Origin of the sequence: Planococcus shenhongbingii (assembly GCF_030413635.1) — a bacterium.
Classification (GTDB): Bacteria; Bacillota; Bacilli; order Bacillales_A; family Planococcaceae; genus Planococcus; species Planococcus shenhongbingii.
The window spans coordinates 80,261-104,864 of the sequence record NZ_CP129235.1; the positions used below are offsets into that span (position 1 = coordinate 80,261).

General features: G+C 47.5%; 13 protein-coding genes, 11 tRNA genes and 6 rRNA genes. All 30 read left to right on the forward strand.

Annotation, left to right across the window (positions count from 1 at the left end):
* The first annotated feature begins 96 nt into the window (after window positions 1–96).
* Window positions 97–825 carry a peptidyl-prolyl cis-trans isomerase gene (locus QWY16_RS00355; protein ID WP_367281326.1) on the forward strand — a complete coding sequence of 243 codons (729 nt, stop codon included), beginning with the start codon at window positions 97–99 and terminating at the stop codon, window positions 823–825.
* Window positions 826–956: 131 nt separating this feature from the next.
* Window positions 957–1,898, forward strand: coding sequence for a cysteine synthase A (gene cysK, locus QWY16_RS00360; RefSeq protein ID WP_300990914.1), 942 nt, complete (start codon window positions 957–959; stop codon window positions 1,896–1,898).
* 156 nt (window positions 1,899–2,054) lie between these two features.
* The gene (folP, locus tag QWY16_RS00365) at window positions 2,055–2,867 is read left to right on the forward strand and encodes a dihydropteroate synthase (protein WP_300990915.1); all 813 of its coding nucleotides are present in this window, start codon (window positions 2,055–2,057) and stop codon (window positions 2,865–2,867) included.
* Window positions 2,867–3,232, forward strand: coding sequence for a dihydroneopterin aldolase (gene folB, locus QWY16_RS00370; protein ID WP_300990916.1), 366 nt, complete (start codon window positions 2,867–2,869; stop codon window positions 3,230–3,232). Before folP ends, folB begins: the two co-directional genes overlap by 1 nt.
* Window positions 3,229–3,717 (forward strand): 2-amino-4-hydroxy-6-hydroxymethyldihydropteridine diphosphokinase, encoded by a 489-nt coding sequence (folK, locus tag QWY16_RS00375; RefSeq protein ID WP_300990917.1) that lies wholly within the window; start codon window positions 3,229–3,231, stop codon window positions 3,715–3,717. Before folB ends, folK begins: the two co-directional genes overlap by 4 nt.
* A gap of 151 nt (window positions 3,718–3,868) precedes the next feature.
* On the forward strand, window positions 3,869–5,353 hold the full coding sequence (gene lysS, locus QWY16_RS00380; protein ID WP_300990918.1) for a lysine--tRNA ligase: 1,485 nt from the start codon (window positions 3,869–3,871) through the stop codon (window positions 5,351–5,353).
* Window positions 5,354–5,751: 398 nt separating this feature from the next.
* A 16S ribosomal RNA gene (locus QWY16_RS00385) occupies window positions 5,752–7,304 on the forward strand.
* A 210-nt stretch (window positions 7,305–7,514) separates the two neighbouring features.
* Window positions 7,515–10,448, forward strand: a 23S ribosomal RNA gene (locus QWY16_RS00390).
* 123 nt (window positions 10,449–10,571) lie between these two features.
* A 5S ribosomal RNA gene (gene rrf / locus QWY16_RS00395) occupies window positions 10,572–10,687 on the forward strand.
* Window positions 10,688–10,696: 9 nt separating this feature from the next.
* Window positions 10,697–10,772, forward strand: a tRNA-Val gene (locus QWY16_RS00400).
* Window positions 10,773–10,784: 12 nt separating this feature from the next.
* Window positions 10,785–10,860, forward strand: a tRNA-Thr gene (locus tag QWY16_RS00405).
* A 9-nt stretch (window positions 10,861–10,869) separates the two neighbouring features.
* Window positions 10,870–10,945, forward strand: a tRNA-Lys gene (locus QWY16_RS00410).
* 23 nt (window positions 10,946–10,968) lie between these two features.
* Window positions 10,969–11,053 (forward strand) — tRNA-Leu (locus tag QWY16_RS00415).
* A 6-nt stretch (window positions 11,054–11,059) separates the two neighbouring features.
* A tRNA-Gly gene (locus QWY16_RS00420) sits at window positions 11,060–11,134 on the forward strand.
* Between the two features lie 28 nt (window positions 11,135–11,162).
* Window positions 11,163–11,251, forward strand: a tRNA-Leu gene (locus QWY16_RS00425).
* Between the two features lie 35 nt (window positions 11,252–11,286).
* Window positions 11,287–11,363: transfer RNA gene (locus QWY16_RS00430), tRNA-Arg, on the forward strand.
* 28 nt (window positions 11,364–11,391) lie between these two features.
* Window positions 11,392–11,468: transfer RNA gene (locus QWY16_RS00435), tRNA-Pro, on the forward strand.
* A 6-nt stretch (window positions 11,469–11,474) separates the two neighbouring features.
* A tRNA-Ala gene (locus tag QWY16_RS00440) sits at window positions 11,475–11,550 on the forward strand.
* A 174-nt stretch (window positions 11,551–11,724) separates the two neighbouring features.
* Window positions 11,725–13,275 (forward strand): 16S ribosomal RNA (locus QWY16_RS00445).
* 103 nt (window positions 13,276–13,378) lie between these two features.
* Window positions 13,379–13,455: transfer RNA gene (locus QWY16_RS00450), tRNA-Ile, on the forward strand.
* Between the two features lie 9 nt (window positions 13,456–13,464).
* Window positions 13,465–13,540 (forward strand) — tRNA-Ala (locus QWY16_RS00455).
* Window positions 13,541–13,665: 125 nt separating this feature from the next.
* Window positions 13,666–16,598 (forward strand): 23S ribosomal RNA (locus QWY16_RS00460).
* Between the two features lie 123 nt (window positions 16,599–16,721).
* Window positions 16,722–16,837, forward strand: a 5S ribosomal RNA gene (gene rrf / locus QWY16_RS00465).
* The 16S, 23S and 5S rRNA genes sit together here with 11 tRNA genes alongside, the layout of an rRNA operon.
* A gap of 174 nt (window positions 16,838–17,011) precedes the next feature.
* Window positions 17,012–17,257: a hypothetical protein gene (locus QWY16_RS00470; RefSeq protein WP_300990919.1), complete on the forward strand. Its 246-nt coding sequence runs from the start codon at window positions 17,012–17,014 to the stop codon at window positions 17,255–17,257.
* A gap of 159 nt (window positions 17,258–17,416) precedes the next feature.
* Entirely contained in the window at window positions 17,417–17,887 is a 471-nt protein-coding gene (locus QWY16_RS00475; RefSeq protein ID WP_300990920.1) for a CtsR family transcriptional regulator, read from the forward strand.
* 11 nt (window positions 17,888–17,898) lie between these two features.
* Entirely contained in the window at window positions 17,899–18,432 is a 534-nt protein-coding gene (locus tag QWY16_RS00480; protein WP_300990921.1) for a UvrB/UvrC motif-containing protein, read from the forward strand.
* Entirely contained in the window at window positions 18,422–19,513 is a 1,092-nt protein-coding gene (mcsB, locus tag QWY16_RS00485) for a protein-arginine kinase McsB (protein WP_300990923.1), read from the forward strand. The genes QWY16_RS00480 and mcsB overlap by 11 nt, the downstream gene beginning before the upstream one ends.
* Entirely contained in the window at window positions 19,510–21,957 is a 2,448-nt protein-coding gene (gene clpC, locus QWY16_RS00490) for an ATP-dependent protease ATP-binding subunit ClpC (RefSeq protein WP_300990924.1), read from the forward strand. Before mcsB ends, clpC begins: the two co-directional genes overlap by 4 nt.
* 61 nt (window positions 21,958–22,018) lie before the next feature.
* A complete protein-coding gene (gene radA / locus QWY16_RS00495) occupies window positions 22,019–23,395 on the forward strand; it encodes a DNA repair protein RadA (protein WP_300990925.1) in 1,377 nt (458 codons plus the stop codon).
* Window positions 23,396–23,498: 103 nt separating this feature from the next.
* Window positions 23,499–24,599 carry a PIN/TRAM domain-containing protein gene (locus QWY16_RS00500; protein WP_300990926.1) on the forward strand — a complete coding sequence of 367 codons (1,101 nt, stop codon included), beginning with the start codon at window positions 23,499–23,501 and terminating at the stop codon, window positions 24,597–24,599.
* Window positions 24,600–24,604: the final 5 nt, after the last annotated feature.

Genomic DNA, 24,604 nt, shown 5'->3' on the forward strand with positions numbered 1-24,604 from the left:
CTTCTGTGGTTAATAGCATGGCTGATTCCAGATAGTCCAGAAAGCGGCGAAGAAGTAGCTTCGGTCAGTGGCAAAGCCATCACACGAGGAGAGTGGATGGCTGCTATGGAAGAGCAGCATGGCCGCGATATGCTACTTGAACTGGTCAATCAAGAAGTAATGGAAACTGCAGCGAAAGAATACAATATTAAAGTAAGTGAAGAAGAAATAGAGTTGGAGCTGGCTATGCTTCGCTCGGTGCAGGATGATACAGAAACAACTTTGTATGCGGCCGATCCTAAGCGGCTGAAAGATAAAGTGAAAGCACAATTGATTTTGGAAAAAGTTCTGACTAAAGATATTGTTATTGAAAAAAACAAGATCGAAGAGTTTTATAAACAAAACCAGGCGCTTTACGACATTAAAGATGCTTACCGGACACGCATGATTATAGTGGGTTCAGACAAAGAAGCGAAAGACGCGATGGCAGAGCTGGAAAATGGTTCTTCATTTGAAGCGCTGGCACGTGAACGTTCCCTTGATACAGCCACCGGAAGTTTAGGCGGCGATGTCGGCTATGTTTCTGCTGGTCAATCTTCTATAGATCCAGCTATTGCGAAAGCAGCAGCTTCCCTTGACGTAAATGATTGGTCTGCTCCTCTGACATTGAAAGACGGACGGAAAGCCATCATTTCAGTTACAGAAAAAGCGGACGGGCAAAAATTTTCATTTGAAGAAGTGAAAGGCCATATCAGCCGGGAACTTGCCCTGGAGCAGTTGCCACAGTCGGTCACGCCAGAAGCCTTTTGGAAAGAATTTGATGCCGAATGGTTTTATGGTGAATAAAAGCTAAGACATTTCCTTTGGAAATGTCTTTTTTTAAATAATTCGTACAATTTGACAAGGTTTAAAGAACATTGATACCATAAAGAGAACATAATACAGATAAAATTACTAGGGATTAGGAGTGTTGAAAAATGGCGCGTATTGGAAATTCCGTAATTGATTTAATCGGGCAAACACCTATTGTAAAGTTGAACCGTATGACCGGTGCTGAAGATGCTGAAGTTTATTTGAAATTGGAATACTTTAACCCTGGCAGCAGTGTAAAGGACCGTATTGCCTTAGCGATGGTCGAAGCTGCGGAAAAAGCGGGGGATTTAAAAGAAGGCGACACCATTATCGAGCCTACTAGCGGAAATACTGGAATCGGGCTTGCTATGATTGCAGCTGCAAAAGGCTATAAATCAGTCCTTGTTATGCCGGAAACAATGAGTACAGAACGCCGCAATCTGCTGCGTGCTTACGGGGCAGAGCTTGTATTGACTCCAGGACCAGACGGCATGAACGGTCCGAACGGCGCCATCAAAACCGCTGAGAAACTAGCTGCTGAAAACGGCTGGTTCATGCCACAGCAGTTTAAAAATGAAGCGAACCCAGAAGTGCACCGTTTAACTACAGGGCCTGAAATCGTAGAAGCGATGGGAGATCAACTGGATGCTTTTATTTCCGGGATTGGTACAGGAGGCACAATTACAGGAGCCGGACAAGTGCTGAAAGAAAAATATCCGGATATCCATATTGTCGCAGTGGAGCCGACCGACTCCCCAGTGCTTTCTGGAGGAAAGCCAGGGCCTCATAAAATTCAAGGAATTGGCGCTGGATTTGTTCCGGAAATCTTAAATACGGAAATTTACAATGAAATTATTCAAGTGACCAATGATCAATCTTTCGAAACAGCCCGCAAAGCGGCGCGGGAAGAAGGAATTTTAGGCGGCATTTCATCAGGAGCGGCTATTTATGCTGCATTACAAGTAGCGAAACGCCTTGGAAAAGGCAAAAAAGTATTAGCGATTATCCCTTCAAACGGAGAGCGCTACCTCAGCACACCACTTTATCAGTTTGAAGAAAACAACTAAATGGTTTTTTAAAAGAGTATGCCTCGTGCATACTCTTTTATTGTGGCAAGAAACCATTAATACGCGTTAAGATATAGGCAGTCTAATTACAAAGCTGCACTATTTCCTGGGAAATAGTTTGTTAGCAGCCAGAACAAAGAACGGAGAGTGTACCTGATGAAAATCAACTTTAATGAAAAAACATGGATAATGGGCATCTTGAATGTCACGCCGGATTCTTTCTCGGATGGCGGAAGCTATACTACGGTCGAGCAGGCAGTGGTTCATGCTAAGAAAATGGTTGAAGATGGAGCAAATATCATCGATGTAGGCGGTGAATCAACTCGGCCGGGTTACTCGTTAATTTCAGATCAAGAAGAAATCGCGCGGATTGTTCCTGTGATAAAGGCGCTCGTGGAAGAAGTGGGTGCCTTGATTTCAATTGATACATATAAAGCAGCTGTTGCTGAAGCAGCGGTTGAAGCGGGTGCGCATATTATTAATGACATTTGGGGAGCGAAGTACGAGCCGGAAATTGCCGCAGTAGCAGCAAAGTGGAATGTTCCTATTATTTTGATGCATAACCGTAACGATACGTCATACACGAGTTTTTGGGAAGATTTCAAGCGGGATATGGATGAAAGTATTAAAATTGCGTTAAATGCAGGCGTTAGCCGTGAACAGATCTGGTTGGATCCGGGTATTGGCTTTGGGAAAACAACTTCTCAGAATATCGAGATGATGCAGCACTTAGATCAATTTGTGGCACTTGGTTACCCGGTCCTCCTCGGTACTTCGAGAAAGTCGTTAATCGGCAAAGTCCTTGATGTCCCGGTCAACGAACGATTGGAAGGGTCTCTTGCGACTGTATGTTATGGATTGGAAAAAGGCTGCCATATTGTCCGTGTTCATGATGTGAAAGAAACAAGCCGCGCTGTCCGTATGATGGACATCTTGACTGGCAAGCAAATTTATAAAGGGGTGGAGTAATGGATTTTATTCATGTAAATGATATGGAGTTCTACGGGTACCACGGGGTATTTCCGGAAGAAACAAAATTAGGCCAGCGTTTCCGTATGACTGTTTCACTCGCGGTCGATTTGAAGATTGCTGGAGAAACGGATGACTTGAAGCACACTGTCCACTATGGAGAAGTCTATGAAGCGTGTAAGGCGATCGTGGAAGGAGAACCGAAAAAACTAGTGGAAGCAGTCGCTGAAGAAGTAACTGCGCGCCTCTTAACTCAATTTCCGCTTGTGAAAGGTGTCCGGGTGCAACTGATCAAACCTGATCCGCCAATCCCTGGCCATTACAAGTCAGTTGCTATTGAACTGACGCGAGGAGAATTTGCATGAACGAAAGTTATTTGTCGCTGGGATCCAATATGGGAAATCGTTTAGAAATGTTGAAGCAAGCTGTCCGAATACTTGCGGAACACACGTCGATTGAAGTAGTGGCGATTTCTTCTTTATACGAAACGGAACCTGTGGGATTTACCAAACAGGATCCCTTCCTCAATATGGTCGTCCGTATCCGTACTACATTATCTGCACTTGAATTATTGGATGTGTGCCAAGAGATAGAACTGGAACTGCATCGCGAACGACTCGTGCGGTGGGGTCCCCGGACAATAGATCTTGACATTTTGCTGTATAATCAAGACGCTATGGAAACAGAGAGACTAATCGTTCCGCATCCACGGATGCACGAACGGGCTTTTGTTCTCATTCCATTATTGGAAGTGAACCCGTCACTAAAAGGTTTTAATCTTCCGGATCCACAAGGCGTCCAGCTTTGGAAATCCTACGACGGAGTCGACACATTTTTGCGACAAAATTGATTTAACATGAGGCTGTGAGCAGTGCAGTTTAATTAGATAGACAGGCTGTCACAAATTTGTGGCAGCTTTTTTATGTAGAGCCAACAGAAATTGTGTACAATAGAGAAATACACGAACGAGAATGGTTTTTATAGATAAAGGAGTGTAGGACATGTCAGAAGAGTTAAATGATCAAATATTGGTGAGACGTCAAAAAATGCAAGCTTTCCGTGATCAAGGAATAGATCCATTTGGCGCTCGTTTCGAACGAACTCATTCTTCAGAAGAAATTATCAACCAATATGGAGACTTATCAAAAGAAGAGCTTGAAGAAAATCCTCATGAAGTTGTAATTGCTGGCCGTATTATGACGAAACGAGGAAAAGGAAAAGCTGGATTTGCGCACGTACAAGATTTAAAAGGGCAAATTCAAATTTACGTTCGCAAAGATGCAATTGGTGACGAAGCTTATGAGTTTTACAACACTGTGGATTTAGGAGATATTCTTGGAATAAGAGGGACTGTCTTCAAAACCAATGTAGGCGAATTGTCGGTTAAAGCGAAAGAAGTAGCGTTTTTAACTAAAGCTCTTCGGCCGCTGCCTGAAAAATTCCACGGCTTAAAAGATATTGAACAGCGCTACCGTCAGCGTTATTTGGATTTGATCACGAGTGAGTCCAGCAAAGAAACGTTCATTCTTCGCAGCCGCATCATTCAATCAATGCGCCGCTACTTGGATAACCAGGGATTCTTAGAAGTTGAAACCCCGATGTTGCATTCAATTCCAGGGGGAGCGGCAGCGCGTCCTTTCGTTACTCATCATAATGCTCTTGATATGGAGTTATATATCCGTATTGCAATTGAACTCCATTTGAAGAGATTAATTGTCGGCGGATTGGAGAAAGTCTATGAAATTGGCCGTGTTTTCCGCAACGAAGGAATTTCTACTCGGCATAATCCGGAATTTACCATGCTTGAACTGTATGAAGCCTATGCAGATTATAATGACATTATGGCTTTAACAGAAAATCTGATTGCACATGTTGCCCAGGAAGTCTTTGGCACAACTACTGTTCAATATGGAGAAGATGAAATCAATTTAGCTCCAGGCTGGAGACGTCTTCATATGGCAGATGCAGTAAAAGAGTACACAGGTGTAGATTTCTGGCAGCAGCTTACAAAAGAACAAGCACAAGCGTTAGCCAAAGAACATAACGTTGAAATTAAACCTACTATGGAAACAGGACATATTTTAAACGAATTTTTCGAGCAAAAAGTAGAAGAGGAATTAGTGCAGCCTACTTTTGTTTACGGACACCCTGTAGAAATTTCTCCTTTGGCAAAGAAAAATCCAGAGGATGAACGTTTTACTGATCGCTTTGAGTTATTTATTGTACGCCGTGAACATGCGAATGCTTTCACAGAGTTAAATGATCCGATTGATCAGCGACAGCGCTTTGAAGCACAACTTGTCGAGAAAGCTGAAGGTAATGATGAAGCCCATGAAATGGATGATGACTTTATTGAAGCGTTAGAATATGGAATGCCTCCTACGGGTGGTCTTGGAATCGGCATTGACCGCTTGATAATGCTGTTAACTAATTCTGCTTCCATCAGAGACGTTCTTTTATTCCCTCAAATGCGTCCGCGTGATTGATTGCAAATTAGTTCTATGGAAGAAACTATCGACTCAAAACTAATTTAGTTTTGAGTCGATTTAATTTTTATTAATAAAGTGTTGCATAACCTATGAAGTGGTGATACAATAATTGATGTCGTGTTTTTCGTAAGTGAAACGCACAAAAAGAAATATTAAATTTGTTATTGACTTTTAAATGAGAAGTTGGTAATATTGAAAAGTCGCCAATGAGCGCGGCGTTCACAAAAGAAAACCTGAACCTTGAAAACTGAACAGCAAAACGTCAACGAAATCGCAACGGCCGCGCAAAACGGCCCGCGCAAAAAATTACTGATCAAGCGTGCTAGATCAAAGCGACTCGTGCATCTTTCGGGATGGCGAGACGCCAGCAGAACATTGAGCAATCAATTTCTTCTATAATGGAGAGTTTGATCCTGGCTCAGGACGAACGCTGGCGGCGTGCCTAATACATGCAAGTCGAGCGGAAAATTTGGAGCTTGCTCCAAGTTTTCAGCGGCGGACGGGTGAGTAACACGTGGGCAACCTGCCCTGCAGTTCGGGATAACTCCGGGAAACCGGGGCTAATACCGGATAGGTTCGGCTCCCGCCTGGGAGCCGACGGAAAGACGGCTCACGCTGTCGCTGCTGGATGGGCCCGCGGCGCATTAGCTAGTTGGGGGGGTAACGGCCTCCCAAGGCCACGATGCGTAGCCGACCTGAGAGGGTGATCGGCCACACTGGGACTGAGACACGGCCCAGACTCCTACGGGAGGCAGCAGTAGGGAATCTTCCGCAATGGACGCAAGTCTGACGGAGCAACGCCGCGTGAGTGATGAAGGTTTTCGGATCGTAAAACTCTGTTGTAAGGGAAGAAACCGTGCCGGAGTAACTGCCGGCACCTTGACGGTACCTTACCAGAAAGCCACGGCTAACTACGTGCCAGCAGCCGCGGTAATACGTAGGTGGCAAGCGTTGTCCGGAATTATTGGGCGTAAAGCGCGCGCAGGCGGTCCTTTAAGTCCGATGTGAAAGCCCACGGCTCAACCGTGGAGGGTCATTGGAAACTGGGGGACTTGAGTGCAGAAGAGGAAAGTGGAATTCCATGTGTAGCGGTGAAATGCGTAGAGATGTGGAGGAACACCAGTGGCGAAGGCGACTTTCTGGTCTGTAACTGACGCTGAGGCGCGAAAGCGTGGGGAGCAAACAGGATTAGATACCCTGGTAGTCCACGCCGTAAACGATGAGTGCTAAGTGTTAGGGGGTTTCCGCCCCTTAGTGCTGCAGCTAACGCATTAAGCACTCCGCCTGGGGAGTACGGCCGCAAGGCTGAAACTCAAAGGAATTGACGGGGGCCCGCACAAGCGGTGGAGCATGTGGTTTAATTCGAAGCAACGCGAAGAACCTTACCAGGTCTTGACATCCCGCTGCCCGCCTTGGAGACAAGGCTTTCCCTTCGGGGACAGCGGTGACAGGTGGTGCATGGTTGTCGTCAGCTCGTGTCGTGAGATGTTGGGTTAAGTCCCGCAACGAGCGCAACCCTTGATCTTAGTTGCCAGCATTCAGTTGGGCACTCTAAGGTGACTGCCGGTGACAAACCGGAGGAAGGTGGGGATGACGTCAAATCATCATGCCCCTTATGACCTGGGCTACACACGTGCTACAATGGACGGTACAAAGGGTCGCCAACCCGCGAGGGGGAGCCAATCCCAGAAAACCGTTCTCAGTTCGGATTGCAGGCTGCAACTCGCCTGCATGAAGCCGGAATCGCTAGTAATCGTGGATCAGCATGCCACGGTGAATACGTTCCCGGGCCTTGTACACACCGCCCGTCACACCACGAGAGTTTGTAACACCCGAAGTCGGTGAGGTAACCCCTTGTGGGAGCCAGCCGCCGAAGGTGGGACAGATGATTGGGGTGAAGTCGTAACAAGGTAGCCGTATCGGAAGGTGCGGCTGGATCACCTCCTTTCTAAGGATTATTTCGGAACGGAACCTCACGGTTCCGGTTGACGTTTTGCGTTCGGTTTTGAAGGTTCACACCTTGGCAGCGATGCCTTTTTTTGTGACTTTCAAGCAACTTGTTCTTTGAAAACTGGATATGACGACATTGAAACAAACGAAACAACGCAACACAAGTGATGAGACCGAGTGATCGGTCGACTTTCTATGTAACCAACTTGGTTAAGTTAGAAAGGGCGCACGGTGGATGCCTTGGCACTAGGAGCCGAAGAAGGACGGCACTAACACCGATATGCTCCGGGGAGCTGTAAGTGAGCATTGATCCGGAGATTTCCGAATGGGGGAACCCCCTGCCCGTAATGGGGCAGGATCCATGTGTGAATTCATAGCACATGAGAAGGCAGACCCAGGGAACTGAAACATCTAAGTACCTGGAGGAACAGAAAGCAAATGCGATTCCCTGAGTAGCGGCGAGCGAAACGGGAACAGCCCAAACCAAGAGGCTTGCCTCTTGGGGTTGTAGGACACTCAATACGGAGTTACAAAAGCACGCGTTAGGCGAAGCGACCTGGAACGGTCCGCGACACTGGGTAACAGCCCCGTAGCCGAAAAGGCGTGCCCTCCTGAGTGGATCCTGAGTACGGCGGAACACGTGAAATTCCGTCGGAATCCGGGAGGACCATCTCCCAAGGCTAAATACTCCCTAGTGACCGATAGTGAACCAGTACCGTGAGGGAAAGGTGAAAAGCACCCCGGAAGGGGAGTGAAACAGATCCTGAAACCGTGTGCCTACAACTAGTCAAAGCCCGTTCATGGGTGATGGCGTGCCTTTTGTAGAATGAACCGGCGAGTTACGATTGCATGCAAGGTTAAGATGAGAAGTCGGAGCCGCAGCGAAAGCGAGTCTGAACAGGGCGAATGAGTATGCAGTTGTAGACCCGAAACCAGGTGATCTACCCATGTCCAGGGTGAAGGTAAGGTAACACTTACTGGAGGCCCGAACCCACGCACGTTGAAAAGTGCGGGGATGAGGTGTGGGTAGCGGAGAAATTCCAATCGAACCTGGAGATAGCTGGTTCTCTCCGAAATAGCTTTAGGGCTAGCCTCAAGATTGAGAATCCTGGAGGTAGAGCACTGTTTGGACTAGGGGCCCATCCCGGGTTACCGAATTCAGACAAACTCCGAATGCCAGTGATTTATGCTTGGGAGTCAGACTGCGAGTGATAAGATCCGTAGTCAAGAGGGAAACAGCCCAGACCACCAGCTAAGGTCCCCAAATATCCGTTAAGTGGAAAAGGATGTGGCGTTGCTTAGACAACCAGGATGTTGGCTTAGAAGCAGCCATCATTTAAAGAGTGCGTAATAGCTCACTGGTCGAGTGACACTGCGCCGAAAATGTACCGGGGCTAAACGGATTACCGAAGCTGTGGATGGACATCAACGATGTCCGTGGTAGGAGAGCGTTCTAAGGGCGTTGAAGCGGAACCGGAAGGATTCGTGGAGCGCTTAGAAGTGAGAATGCCGGTATGAGTAACGAAAGACGGGTGAGAATCCCGTCCACCGAATGCCCAAGGTTTCCTGAGGAAGGCTCGTCCGCTCAGGGTCAGTCGGGACCTAAGTCGAGGCCGATAGGCGTAGACGATGGACAACAGGTTGATATTCCTGTACCACCTCCCCGCCGTTTGAGCAATGGGGGGACGCAGAAGGATAAGGCGAGCGCGCCGTTGGTTGAGCGCGTCCAAGCCGTGAGGCGGGAAATGAGGCAAATCCCATTTCCATAACGTTGAGCGGTGACGGCAAGGGGCGTATGCCCTGGAGTCCCTGATTTCACACTGCCAAGAAAAGCCTCTAGCGAGGCGGGAGGTGCCCGTACCGCAAACCGACACAGGTAGGCGAGAAGAGAATTCTAAGGTGAGCGAGTGAACTCTCGTTAAGGAACTCGGCAAAATGACCCCGTAACTTCGGGAGAAGGGGTGCTCTGGTAGGGTGTTACAGCCCGAGAGAGCCGCAGTGAATAGGCCCAGGCGACTGTTTAGCAAAAACACAGGTCTCTGCCAAACCGTAAGGTGACGTATAGGGGCTGACGCCTGCCCGGTGCTGGAAGGTTAAGGGGAGTGCTTAGCGCAAGCGAAGGTGCGAACTGAAGCCCCAGTAAACGGCGGCCGTAACTATAACGGTCCTAAGGTAGCGAAATTCCTTGTCGGGTAAGTTCCGACCCGCACGAAAGGCGTAACGATCTGGGCACTGTCTCAACGAGAGACTCGGTGAAATTATAGTACCTGTGAAGATGCAGGTTACCCGCGACAGGACGGAAAGACCCCGTGGAGCTTTACTGTAGCCTGATATTGACTTTTGGTGCAACTTGTACAGGATAGGTAGGAGCCTTTGAGCCCGGAGCGCCAGCTTCGGGGGAGGCGTCGGTGGGATACTACCCTGGTTGTATTGAAATTCTAACCCGCACCCCTGATCGGGGTGGGAGACAGTGTCAGGCGGGCAGTTTGACTGGGGCGGTCGCCTCCTAAAGAGTAACGGAGGCGCCCAAAGGTTCCCTCAGAATGGTTGGAAATCATTCGCAGAGTGTAAAGGCACAAGGGAGCTTGACTGCGAGACGGACAGGTCGAGCAGGGTCGAAAGACGGGCTTAGTGATCCGGTGGTTCCGCATGGAAGGGCCATCGCTCAACGGATAAAAGCTACCCCGGGGATAACAGGCTTATCTCCCCCAAGAGTCCACATCGACGGGGAGGTTTGGCACCTCGATGTCGGCTCATCGCATCCTGGGGCTGTAGTCGGTCCCAAGGGTTGGGCTGTTCGCCCATTAAAGCGGTACGCGAGCTGGGTTCAGAACGTCGTGAGACAGTTCGGTCCCTATCCGTCGCGGGCGCAGGAAATTTGAGAGGAGCTGTCCTTAGTACGAGAGGACCGGGATGGACACACCGCTGGTGTACCAGTTGTTCCGCCAGGGGCATCGCTGGGTAGCTATGTGTGGCCGGGATAAGTGCTGAAAGCATCTAAGCACGAAGCCCCCCTCAAGATGAGATTTCCCATTGCGCAAGCAAGTAAGATCCCTCAAAGACGATGAGGTAGATAGGTTCGGGGTGGAAGCGCGGCGACGCGTGCAGCTGACGAATACTAATCGATCGAGGACTTAACCAAATACGTTTGTTTCAACTGTCGCATATCCGGTTTTGAAGGCGCAAGGCACAAGTTTTTTCAAAAAAAGCTTGCAATCCCATCGGGGATTGGTATAATAAACCTTGTCTTTTAAAAACCAAACAGTCCAGTGATGATGGCAAAGAGGCCACACCCGTTCCCATCCCGAACACGGCAGTTAAGCTCTTTTGCGCCGATGGTAGTTGGGGGTTTCCCCCTGCGAGAGTAGGACATTGCTGGGCATACATAACGGAGGATTAGCTCAGCTGGGAGAGCATCTGCCTTACAAGCAGAGGGTCGGCGGTTCGATCCCGTCATCCTCCACCATTTTTCTCTGTCGCCGGAGTAGCTCAACTGGTAGAGCAACTGACTTGTAATCAGTAGGTTGAGGGTTCAAGTCCTTTCTCCGGCACCATTCCTGTTCGAGCCATTAGCTCAGTTGGTAGAGCATCTGACTTTTAATCAGAGGGTCGAAGGTTCGAATCCTTCATGGCTCACCATTTTTTCACAATTTCATTGCCACGCGGGTGTGGCGGAACTGGCAGACGCACTAGACTTAGGATCTAGCGCCTTCGGGCGTGGGGGTTCGACTCCCTTCACCCGCACCATTTTTTGCGGAAGTAGTTCAGTGGTAGAACGCCACCTTGCCAAGGTGGAGGTCGCGAGTTCGAACCTCGTCTTCCGCTCCAATTTTTTTGCACCAATAGCCGACCCTATGCCGGGGTGGCGGAACTGGCAGACGCACAGGACTTAAAATCCTGCGGTAGGTGACTACCGTACCGGTTCGATTCCGGTCCTCGGCACCATTTGGTTTTGCAAAAACCGTAGGTTTTCATCATATGCGCCCGTAGCTCAATTGGATAGAGTACTTGACTACGAATCAAGCGGTTAGAGGTTCGAGTCCTCTCGGGCGCGCCATATTTTTTCACCACTCAGCAATTCAGTTCGGGAAGTAGCTCAGCTTGGTAGAGCACTTGGTTTGGGACCAAGGGGTCGCAGGTTCGAATCCTGTCTTCCCGACCATTCAATGGGGCCTTAGCTCAGCTGGGAGAGCGCCTGCCTTGCACGCAGGAGGTCAGCGGTTCGATCCCGCTAGGCTCCACCAACTATATATTCAATGAACCTTGAAAACTGAACAGCAAAACGTCAACGAAATCGCAACGGCCGCGCAAAACGGCCCGCGCAAAAATTTACTGATCAAGCGTGCTAGATCAAAGCGACTCGCGCATTCTTCGGAATGGCGAGACGCCAGCAGAACATTGAGCAATCAATTTCTTCTATAATGGAGAGTTTGATCCTGGCTCAGGACGAACGCTGGCGGCGTGCCTAATACATGCAAGTCGAGCGGAAAATTTGGAGCTTGCTCCAAGTTTTCAGCGGCGGACGGGTGAGTAACACGTGGGCAACCTGCCCTGCAGTTCGGGATAACTCCGGGAAACCGGGGCTAATACCGGATAGGTTCGGCTCCCGCCTGGGAGCCGACGGAAAGACGGCTCACGCTGTCGCTGCTGGATGGGCCCGCGGCGCATTAGCTAGTTGGGGGGGTAACGGCCTCCCAAGGCCACGATGCGTAGCCGACCTGAGAGGGTGATCGGCCACACTGGGACTGAGACACGGCCCAGACTCCTACGGGAGGCAGCAGTAGGGAATCTTCCGCAATGGACGCAAGTCTGACGGAGCAACGCCGCGTGAGTGATGAAGGTTTTCGGATCGTAAAACTCTGTTGTAAGGGAAGAAACCGTGCCGGAGTAACTGCCGGCACCTTGACGGTACCTTACCAGAAAGCCACGGCTAACTACGTGCCAGCAGCCGCGGTAATACGTAGGTGGCAAGCGTTGTCCGGAATTATTGGGCGTAAAGCGCGCGCAGGCGGTCCTTTAAGTCCGATGTGAAAGCCCACGGCTCAACCGTGGAGGGTCATTGGAAACTGGGGGACTTGAGTGCAGAAGAGGAAAGTGGAATTCCATGTGTAGCGGTGAAATGCGTAGAGATGTGGAGGAACACCAGTGGCGAAGGCGACTTTCTGGTCTGTAACTGACGCTGAGGCGCGAAAGCGTGGGGAGCAAACAGGATTAGATACCCTGGTAGTCCACGCCGTAAACGATGAGTGCTAAGTGTTAGGGGGTTTCCGCCCCTTAGTGCTGCAGCTAACGCATTAAGCACTCCGCCTGGGGAGTACGGCCGCAAGGCTGAAACTCAAAGGAATTGACGGGGGCCCGCACAAGCGGTGGAGCATGTGGTTTAATTCGAAGCAACGCGAAGAACCTTACCAGGTCTTGACATCCCGCTGCCCGCCTTGGAGACAAGGCTTTCCCTTCGGGGACAGCGGTGACAGGTGGTGCATGGTTGTCGTCAGCTCGTGTCGTGAGATGTTGGGTTAAGTCCCGCAACGAGCGCAACCCTTGATCTTAGTTGCCAGCATTCAGTTGGGCACTCTAAGGTGACTGCCGGTGACAAACCGGAGGAAGGTGGGGATGACGTCAAATCATCATGCCCCTTATGACCTGGGCTACACACGTGCTACAATGGACGGTACAAAGGGTCGCCAACCCGCGAGGGGGAGCCAATCCCAGAAAACCGTTCTCAGTTCGGATTGCAGGCTGCAACTCGCCTGCATGAAGCCGGAATCGCTAGTAATCGTGGATCAGCATGCCACGGTGAATACGTTCCCGGGCCTTGTACACACCGCCCGTCACACCACGAGAGTTTGTAACACCCGAAGTCGGTGAGGTAACCCTTGTGGAGCCAGCCGCCGAAGGTGGGACAGATGATTGGGGTGAAGTCGTAACAAGGTAGCCGTATCGGAAGGTGCGGCTGGATCACCTCCTTTCTAAGGATTACTTCGGAACGGAACCTGCGGGTTCCGGTTGACGTTTTGCGTTCGGTTTTGAAGGTTCGTTGAACCCTTCTTTATCTCAATTGAATTCCCAAGAGGGCCTATAGCTCAGCTGGTTAGAGCGCACGCCTGATAAGCGTGAGGTCGATGGTTCGAGTCCATTTAGGCCCACCATACCTTCTTGGGGCCTTAGCTCAGCTGGGAGAGCGCCTGCCTTGCACGCAGGAGGTCAGCGGTTCGATCCCGCTAGGCTCCACCAATCATTCCATACCGTTGGAATGACCTTGTTCTTTGAAAACTGGATATGACGACATTGAAACAAACGAAACAAGCAACACAAGTGATGAGACCGAGTGATCGGTCGACTTTCTATGTAACCAACTTGGTTAAGTTAGAAAGGGCGCACGGTGGATGCCTTGGCACTAGGAGCCGAAGAAGGACGGCACTAACACCGATATGCTCCGGGGAGCTGTAAGTGAGCATTGATCCGGAGATTTCCGAATGGGGGAACCCCCTGCCCGTAATGGGGCAGGATCCATGTGTGAATTCATAGCACATGAGAAGGCAGACCCAGGGAACTGAAACATCTAAGTACCTGGAGGAACAGAAAGCAAATGCGATTCCCTGAGTAGCGGCGAGCGAAACGGGAACAGCCCAAACCAAGAGGCTTGCCTCTTGGGGTTGTAGGACACTCAATACGGAGTTACAAAAGCACGCGTTAGGCGAAGCGACCTGGAACGGTCCGCGACACTGGGTAACAGCCCCGTAGCCGAAAAGGCGTGCCCTCCTGAGTGGATCCTGAGTACGGCGGAACACGTGAAATTCCGTCGGAATCCGGGAGGACCATCTCCCAAGGCTAAATACTCCCTAGTGACCGATAGTGAACCAGTACCGTGAGGGAAAGGTGAAAAGCACCCCGGAAGGGGAGTGAAACAGATCCTGAAACCGTGTGCCTACAACTAGTCAAAGCCCGTTCATGGGTGATGGCGTGCCTTTTGTAGAATGAACCGGCGAGTTACGATTGCATGCAAGGTTAAGATGAGAAGTCGGAGCCGCAGCGAAAGCGAGTCTGAACAGGGCGAATGAGTATGCAGTTGTAGACCCGAAACCAGGTGATCTACCCATGTCCAGGGTGAAGGTAAGGTAACACTTACTGGAGGCCCGAACCCACGCACGTTGAAAAGTGCGGGGATGAGGTGTGGGTAGCGGAGAAATTCCAATCGAACCTGGAGATAGCTGGTTCTCTCCGAAATAGCTTTAGGGCTAGCCTCAAGATTGAGAATCCTGGAGGTAGAGCACTGTTTGGACTAGGGGCCCATCCCGGGTTACCGAATTCAGACAAACTCCGAATGCCAGTGATTTATGCTTGGGAGTCAGACTGCGAGTGATAAGATCCGTAGTCAAGAGGGAAACAGCCCAGACCACCAGCTAAGGTCCCCAAATATCCGTTAAGTGGAAAAGGATGTGGCGTTGCTTAGACAACCAGGATGTTGGCTTAGAAGCAGCCATCATTTAAAGAGTGCGTAATAGCTCACTGGTCGAGTGACACTGCGCCGAAAATGTACCGGGGCTAAACGGATTACCGAAGCTGTGGATGGACATCAACGATGTCCGTGGTAGGAGAGCGTTCTAAGGGCGTTGAAGCGGAACCGGAAGGATTCGTGGAGCGCTTAGAAGTGAGAATGCCGGTATGAGTAACGAAAGACGGGTGAGAATCCCGTCCACCGAATGCCCAAGGTTTCCTGAGGAAGGCTCGTCCGCTCAGGGTCAGTCGGGACCTAAGTCGAGGCCGATAGGCGTAGACGATGGACAACAGGTTGATATTCCTGTACCACCTCCCCGCCGTTTGAGCAATGGGGGGACGCAGAAGGATAAGGCGAGCGCGCCGTTGGTTGAGCGCGTCCAAGCCGTGAGGCGGGAAATGAGGCAAATCCCATTTCCATAACGTTGAGCGGTGACGGCAAGGGGCGTATGCCCTGGAGTCCCTGATTTCACACTGCCAAGAAAAGCCTCTAGCGAGGCGGGAGGTGCCCGTACCGCAAACCGACACAGGTAGGCGAGAAGAGAATTCTAAGGTGAGCGAGTGAACTCTCGTTAAGGAACTCGGCAAAATGACCCCGTAACTTCGGGAGAAGGGGTGCTCTGGTAGGGTGAAAAGCCCGAGAGAGCCGCAGTGAATAGGCCCAGGCGACTGTTTAGCAAAAACACAGGTCTCTGCCAAACCGTAAGGTGACGTATAGGGGCTGACGCCTGCCCGGTGCTGGAAGGTTAAGGGGAGTGCTTAGCGCAAGCGAAGGTGCGAACTGAAGCCCCAGTAAACGGCGGCCGTAACTATAACGGTCCTAAGGTAGCGAAATTCCTTGTCGGGTAAGTTCCGACCCGCACGAAAGGCGTAACGATCTGGGCACTGTCTCAACGAGAGACTCGGTGAAATTATAGTACCTGTGAAGATGCAGGTTACCCGCGACAGGACGGAAAGACCCCGTGGAGCTTTACTGTAGCCTGATATTGACTTTTGGTGCAACTTGTACAGGATAGGTAGGAGCCTTTGAGCCCGGAGCGCCAGCTTCGGGGGAGGCGTCGGTGGGATACTACCCTGGTTGTATTGAAATTCTAACCCGCACCCCTGATCGGGGTGGGAGACAGTGTCAGGCGGGCAGTTTGACTGGGGCGGTCGCCTCCTAAAGAGTAACGGAGGCGCCCAAAGGTTCCCTCAGAATGGTTGGAAATCATTCGCAGAGTGTAAAGGCACAAGGGAGCTTGACTGCGAGACGGACAGGTCGAGCAGGGTCGAAAGACGGGCTTAGTGATCCGGTGGTTCCGCATGGAAGGGCCATCGCTCAACGGATAAAAGCTACCCCGGGGATAACAGGCTTATCTCCCCCAAGAGTCCACATCGACGGGGAGGTTTGGCACCTCGATGTCGGCTCATCGCATCCTGGGGCTGTAGTCGGTCCCAAGGGTTGGGCTGTTCGCCCATTAAAGCGGTACGCGAGCTGGGTTCAGAACGTCGTGAGACAGTTCGGTCCCTATCCGTCGCGGGCGCAGGAAATTTGAGAGGAGCTGTCCTTAGTACGAGAGGACCGGGATGGACACACCGCTGGTGTACCAGTTGTTCCGCCAGGGGCATCGCTGGGTAGCTATGTGTGGCCGGGATAAGTGCTGAAAGCATCTAAGCACGAAGCCCCCCTCAAGATGAGATTTCCCATTGCGCAAGCAAGTAAGATCCCTCAAAGACGATGAGGTAGATAGGTTCGGGGTGGAAGCGCGGCGACGCGTGCAGCTGACGAATACTAATCGATCGAGGACTTAACCAAACTGTTTGTTTCAACTGTCGCATATCCGGTTTTGAAGGCGCAAGGCACAAGTTTTTTTCAAAAAAAGCTTGCAATCCCATCGGGGATTGGTATAATAAACCTTGTCTTTTAAAAACCAAACAGTCCAGTGATGATGGCAAAGAGGCCACACCCGTTCCCATCCCGAACACGGCAGTTAAGCTCTTTTGCGCCAATGGTAGTTGGGGGTTTCCCCCTGCGAGAGTAGGACATTGCTGGGCCCTGTAAGAAGAAGCCGTTGCCGGTTTATCCGGCAACGGCTTTTTTGTGTTTTCGTTAAATAAGTTCTAGAGAGAAAAATATCTATATAAGCCGAAGTAATCATTTTCGAAAAATTTTCTTTAAAGGATTGAACGTTCTTGTTTAAGGGAAAAGCTATAAAGAGGTGATTAAGTATGAAACCTGGATTGTATAAAGTAGAAACCATTGATAAAAGAACCGCTTTATTAATACCTCTCAATGAAGATCGTGATCAGTACACTTTTCCGGTATCTGACTTTACGCATGATGTAACAGAAGGTGATGTTGTAGAGGTATGGCGGGAAGGAACAAAATGGATGACTAAATACCGGGAAGAGGAAACTAAATCAATCTCGAGTCATGCAAAAGACTTTTTAAAAAGAATAATGGAACAAGAGTAATATGTATGAATGTCTCGGGAGTTCTTTCTCGAGGCTTTTTTTATAGAACGCCTTTTCCAAATCGTACTATTTGAAATCCTTAAAAAGCATGGTGTATAATTAAGTCAAATATAGTCAAAGTCAGCTTTTGACGTATTATGTATCGAAGAGGTGAAGGCGATGCGGAATATTTCAGATGTGATTGAAGGTTATTTAAAAGAGGTTATCGAATTAAGCGAGAGAGACCATATTGAAATTAAGCGAAACGAAGTGGCAGAAAAATTTCAATGTGTGCCTTCTCAAATAAATTACGTAATTAACACAAGGTTTACTGTAGATCGAGGCTATTTGGTAGAAAGCAAAAGAGGTGGGGGCGGCTATATTCGCATCAAGCGTATTAGGCTTCATAAGAAGTCTGATGTGATTTCAGAAGTAATTGGCCGTTTAGAAAATGGAGCTACTCAAAGTATGGCTGAAGATATTATTTTTCGGCTTTTAGATGAAGAAATTATTTCTAAACGAGAAGCGAAATTAATTTTTAGCGCAATCGACCGCTCAACTTTACTTTTGCCATTACCGGTACGCGATGAAGTAAGAGCAAGAATTCTTATTGCTATGCTCTTTACTTTAAAGTATCAGTCGAACACATAAGGGGTGATAAAATGATTTGCGATCAATGCGGAGAACGTCCTGCATCGGTAATAGTAAAACAAAAAGTGCAAGGACAAATGACGGAACGTCATTTATGTCACGTCTGTGCCGCTGAAAACCACAATTTAAATTTCGTTTTCGAGCAAGATCCTTTAGCCATTCATCAATTGTTATCTAATTGGTTCCCTAAGCAACAAACATCAATGAGTCCAGTTAAAAAAGAAGTGGCCGTTTGCCCTTCTTGCGGATTTACATTTACTAAGTTTTTGGAATTAGGTAAATTCGGATGTGCAACTTGCTATGACGCTTTTGATTCACAGTTAGAAAATATTTTTAAGAGACTGCATAATGGGAATTTCGAACATGCAGGAAAAATACCTGCATCTTATGGAAGCACTCTGAAAATAAGAAAAGAAATAGAAGAATTACGTAAACAAATGCAAGTTTCTATAGAGGATGAGAATTTTGAAGAAGCTGCAAAATTTCGAGATGAAATAAAAGAATTAAATCTGCAGCTTGAAGGGGGTGCTTCTGATGGCAATTGAACGTTTTCTTCAACCTAGAGCCAGTAGTTGGATGGCGAATGATGGCGAAAATGTCGATATTGCTATGAGTACGCGTATCCGGCTTGCTCGCAATTTGAGTGATTTTCAATTTCCTTATTCGTTTTCGGAAGATGAAGCACTAAAAGTAGATAAAGAAGTTTCCTCTGCATTGCTTGATAAGGGTCATGAGTTGAATCATTCGTTCACCCATATTAATATACAGGAAACCCCTAAGCTGCAAAGAGAGGTATTGGTTGAGAAGCATTTGATCAGCCCTTATTTAGCGAAAGGCACTCATTCGGGATCAGTGCTATTGTCAGAGAACGAAGAGCTCAGTGTTATGGTTAATGAAGAAGATCATCTGCGGATCCAAAGTCTGCAATCAGGTTTTCATCTACAAGAAGCTTATCAAGTAGCCAACCAATTGGATTCATTGCTTGAAAAAAATCTTTCATATGCTTTCCACGAAAAGTTTGGTTATTTAACTAGTTGCCCTACTAATACAGGGACAGGAATGAGAGCCTCAGTCATGCTTCATTTGCCTGCACTTACGATGTCACATCAAATTGCTCGTATCATTCCAGCGATCTCACGTTTAGGAATGGTTGTAAGAGGTATTTACGGAGAAGGTAGTGAAGCACTTGGCAATGTGTATCAAATTTCTAATCAAATGACTCTTGGAAAGTCAGAATATGATATTTTACAAGATTTACAGAATATGACGGAACAGATCATTCAACAAGAGCGCCTGGCACGAGAAGCGATTTTAAATAATTCTCCTATCGTTTTAGAGGACCGTATTTACCGTTCACTTGGTACGCTGACTCACTCCCGATTGTTAACTACAGAAGAAGCGGCAACTTGTTTATCGGATGTTCGGTTAGGTATTGATTTAAAAATGATTGCCCATATGGATATGTCGATTCTGAATGAATTGATGATTTTTATGCAGCCGGCCTTTCTTCAGCAATATGCTGGAAAACCGCTGCAACCAAAAGAACGTGATTTTGCCCGCGCGAAATTATTCCGTGAGCGTTTAAATAAAGAAAATGCAACTAATGAAGGAGAGGAATTCGCATGATGTTTAATCGATTTACACAACGCGCACAGAAAGTGCTTCAATTAGCTCAAGAAGAGGCTATTCGTATGAAACATGAATCAATAGGAACGGAGCATATTTTGCTTGGATTGATTCGTGAAGGTGGCGGAATTGCTGCAAAGGCTTTAGAAGCTATCGAAGTAAATACTCAATTAATCGAAGAAGGTGTTAAAGAACTTGTTGGGGTAGGTGAAAAAGATGTCGGTCCAATCGTTCATTATACGCCAAGAGCGAAAAAAGTCATTGAATTATCTGTTGATGAGTCACGTAAATTAGGACATTCCTATATCGGAACAGAGCATTTGCTGCTTGCACTAATCCGTGAAGGAGAAGGCGTAGCTGCCCGTGTTTTAGGAAATGCAGGTGTTAGTTTAAATAAAGCACGTCAGCAAGTTTTGCAGCTATTAGGAAGCAATGAGCAAGCTTCTACTGGAAGCAGCCCGAACGCTTCTGCAAATACACCAACACTTGATGGTTTGGCACGAGATTTAACTCAAGTAGCGCGTGAAGGCAGCCTGGATCCGGTTATTGGAAGAAGCCAGGAAATTACTCGTGTTATCGAAGTATTAAGCCGCCGGACTAAGAACAACCCTGTTTTGATTGGGGAGCCAGGCGTTGGTAAAACAGCTATTGCTGAAGGTTTGGCACAACAAATTGTAAATAATGAAGTTCCGGAAACATTGCGCGATAAACGCGTTATGGTCTTGGATATGGGAACCGTTGTAGCGGGCACTAAATACCGCGGTGAGTTTGAAGATCGTTTGAAAAAAGTAATGGATGAAATTCGCCAAGCTGGCAATGTCATTCTCTTTATCGATGAACTCCATACATTAATTGGAGCAGGTGGAGCTGAAGGAGCAATTGATGCTTCAAATATTTTAAAACCTTCTCTTTCGCGTGGTGAGTTGCAATGTATCGGAGCTACAACGCTAGATGAATATCGGAAATATATTGAAAAAGACGCTGCACTTGAACGCCGCTTCCAGCCAATTCAAGTAGATGAGCCATCTGTTGATGAAACAATTCTTATCATCAGAGGATTGCGAGACCGGTACGAGGCGCATCACCGGGTAAAAATTACAGATGAAGCGATTGAAGCGGCAGCAAAAATGTCGGATCGTTATATTTCTGACCGTTTCTTGCCGGACAAAGCGATTGATTTGATAGATGAGGCGGGTTCAAAAGTAAGACTTCGTTCATATACAACTCCGCCAGATTTGAAAGAGCTTGAAACAAGATTAGAAGCAGCGCGTTCTGAGAAAAATGAAGCGGTTCAAAGCCAAGAGTTTGAAAAAGCAGCTTCTTTACGTGATGCAGAACAAAAATTAAAAGATCAATTAGATAAAACGAAAAAAGAATGGAAAGAAAAACAAGGTAAAGAAGAATCCGAAGTAACTGTTGAAGACATTGCGAAAGTGGTATCTATGTGGACTGGAATTCCAGTTTCTAAACTAGCGCAAACTGAGTCTGAAAAACTGTTGAACTTAGAAGAAATTCTTCACAACCGTGTAATTGGCCAAGAAGAAGCAGTCACATCGATTTCTAAAGCCATTCGCCGTGCACGTGCAGGATTGAAAGATCCAAAACGTCCGATTGGATCATTTATCTTCCTTGGTCCTACTGGAGTTGGTAAAACGGAACTTGCACGTGCGCTTGCTGAATCGATGTTTGGTGATGAAGATGCAATGATCCGTATTGATATGTCTGAGTACATGGAAAGACATTCAACTTCACGTCTTGTAGGTTCACCTCCAGGTTATGTGGGGTATGAAGAAGGCGGCCAGTTGACTGAGAAAGTCCGCAGAAAACCTTACTCTGTTGTACTTCTAGATGAAATTGAAAAAGCGCATCCAGATGTTTTCAACATCCTTTTGCAAGTGCTTGAAGACGGACGTTTAACAGATTCTAAAGGACGCAGAGTTGATTTCCGCAATACGGTTATCATTATGACTTCGAACGTTGGTGCTGAAGAGCTGAAATACAATAAATATGTTGGTTTCAACTTGGATGATTCGAAAACAGATTATAAAGACATGAAGAGCAAAATGTTGGCTGAGTTGAAGAAAGCCTTCCGCCCTGAGTTCTTGAACCGTATCGATGACATGATTGTGTTCCATTCACTTGAAAGAGAAAACTTAAGAGAGATCGTCAACTTGATGTCAAAACAATTGACAGATCGCTTGAAAGAGCAAAATATCGAGTTGGAATTGACAGAAGCTGCGCTTGAAAAAGTAGCAAAAGAAGGGTATGATCCGGAATACGGAGCACGTCCACTTCGTCGTTCTCTTCAAAAACACGTAGAAGACCGTTTGTCTGAAGAATTATTAAAAGGCACAGCGATTGCCGGCCAACGGATTGTTTTTGATGTAGAAGATGATGAATTTGTCATCCGGACAAATGAACCAATTACAACCGAAGTAAAATAACTATATAAAAATCCGCTCGCCGGACTCCGGCGGGCGTTTTTATTTGAAAAAGGAGGCCCCCATGGCTAAGAAAAAGACGAAGTTTATTTGTCAGTCGTGCGGTTATGAATCTGCAAAATGGATGGGGAAATGCCCAGGATGCGGAGAATGGAATCAGATGGTAGAAGAAGTGGAAGTAGCGGCGCCTAAAGGGACACGTGGTGCGTTTCAGCATTCCGCTGCTGTTTCCCAAAAAGCGACGCCGATTAATTCCATTAAAACAGAGGAAGAACCACGCGTAGAGACTGAGATGGGCGAGTTGAACCGGGTGCTGGGCGGCGGTATTGTACCAGGTTCTCTCGTTTTGATTGGAGGAGACCCGGGAATCGGGAAGTCCACCTTGCTTCTCCAAGTGTCTGCCATGCTTGCCAATAGCGGCAGCCGCGTATTGTATATCTCCGGAGAAGAGTCTATTCGCCAAACTAAATTACGGGCAGAGCGTTTAAATGCTTCTTCTTCAGAATTGTTCATCTATGCAGAGACCAATCTGGAATTGATTCATCATACAATTGAAGATGTTGCACCTGATTTTGTTATTGTGGATTCGATTCAAACAGTTCACCATCCAGAAGTGACTTCAGCTCCGGGAAGCGTGACACAGGTCCGGGAAAGCACAGCGGAATTGATGCGCATTGCAAAAACAAAAAATATCGCGATCTTCTTGGTAGGGCACGTAACTAAAGAAGGACAAATTGCGGGACCACGTATTCTCGAGCATATGGTGGATACGGTACTGTATTTTGAAGGGGAACGCCATCATACTTACCGCATTTTGCGAAGTGTGAAAAACCGCTTTGGTTCAACCAACGAAATTGCAATCTTTGAAATGCTACAAGGCGGGTTGAAGGAAGTGCTGAACCCATCTGAATTGTTTTTGCAGGAACGTTCGAGCGGAGCAGCCGGATCAACGGTAGTGGCTTCAATGGAAGGGACACGCCCAATTTTGGTGGAAATCCAGGCGCTCGTCACGCCTTCGAGCTTTAACTATCCAAAACGGATGGCGACAGGAATTGATCAAAACCGCGTATCGCTGTTGATGGCGGTGCTAGAGAAACGAGTCGGCATGTTGTTACAGGCCCAAGATGCCTATATCAAAGTCGCGGGTGGGGTAAAGCTTGATGAACCGGCAATTGATTTGGCAGTGCTCGCAAGCATTGTTTCAAGTTACCGGGATAAAGCGCCGAATGTCTATGATTGCATTATCGGTGAAGTTGGGCTGACTGGTGAAGTTCGCCGTGTATCGAGGATTGAACAACGCGTCCAGGAAGCGGCTAAGTTAGGGTTTAAACGGGCAATAGTGCCAGCTTCTAATTTAGGAGGCTGGGATTACCCAGAAGGAATACGGGTAATTGGTGTTGAAAGTGTAAATGATGCATTAAAAGAAATTTTTCCACAATGAGGAGGCACTTGGTGCTTCCTTTTTGTTTTCCTAATTATAACAGGGGTCATAAAAGCGTTTCTCATGCAAAATGTGTATAATTATAAAAAAGGAGGTGGAGTATATGTTAAAGAAGATTATCCAAATTTTGTTTTTACTAATTGGCGCTGCAGTTGGAATCATATTTTTACCTTACGTATTTGAACTTATCCCTATTCTCGACAGCCCATGGGTCAATAATGCAATCGTATCAGCTGTTATTGGCGCAATTATTTTCTTTTTATTATCTCTATTATTTGCTGATTTAATTGTTAAGTTTATGAAATGGATGGAAGAAAAACTGCTCCATGCCCCGACGCCGGATTTGTTGTTCGGAACGATCGGGTTGATCATCGGATTAGTGGTAGCGTTCCTTATTGGGTTTGCCTTAAATACCATTGAAATTCCGATTGTTGCTACAGCTGCACCTATTATTCTGTCGGTAGTGCTTGGTTACTTAGGTTTTGCGGTAGGCTTTCAAAAGCGGGAAGAAATTATCTCCATGCTGGTTCCCCAAAGGCTGGCTGTGGCCAATAAAAAGCCGGAGATTGAAGCGCCGGTTGAAAAAGTGTCGTATAAATTACTGGATACGAGCGTTATTATCGATGGACGAATCGCTGATATTTCAGCCACTGGTTTCATGGAAGGTACATTTGTAGTTCCACAATTTGTTTTGTCTGAATTGCAGCATATTGCCGATTCATCCGACACATTAAAGCGGACGCGCGGCCGAAGAGGTTTGGATATTTTAAAACGTCTCCAAAGTGAACGCGAAGGTGCTATTATGATTACAGAAGAAAGTTTTGATGAAGTCAGTGAAGTGGATTTGAAATTAATGCGCGCTGCTAAGAAAATGGGAGGCCAAGTGGTGACCAATGACTTTAACTTGAATAAAGTCTGTGAACTGCACAATGTCCCTGTTTTGAATATTAATGATTTAGCAAATGCAGTGAAGCCAGTAGTTATACCTGGTGAAGATATGCATGTTGTCGTCATCAAAGACGGCAAAGAGCAAAATCAAGGCGTTGCGTATTTAGATGATGGTACAATGATTGTCATCGAAGATGGCAAAGGCTTTATTGGGCAGGCAATTGATGTTACGGTTACTAGCGTGCTGCAAACTTCTGCAGGACGGATGATTTTTGCCAAGCCTCGGGAAGGCCGCCAAGCCTCAATGAATGGATAAAGGAT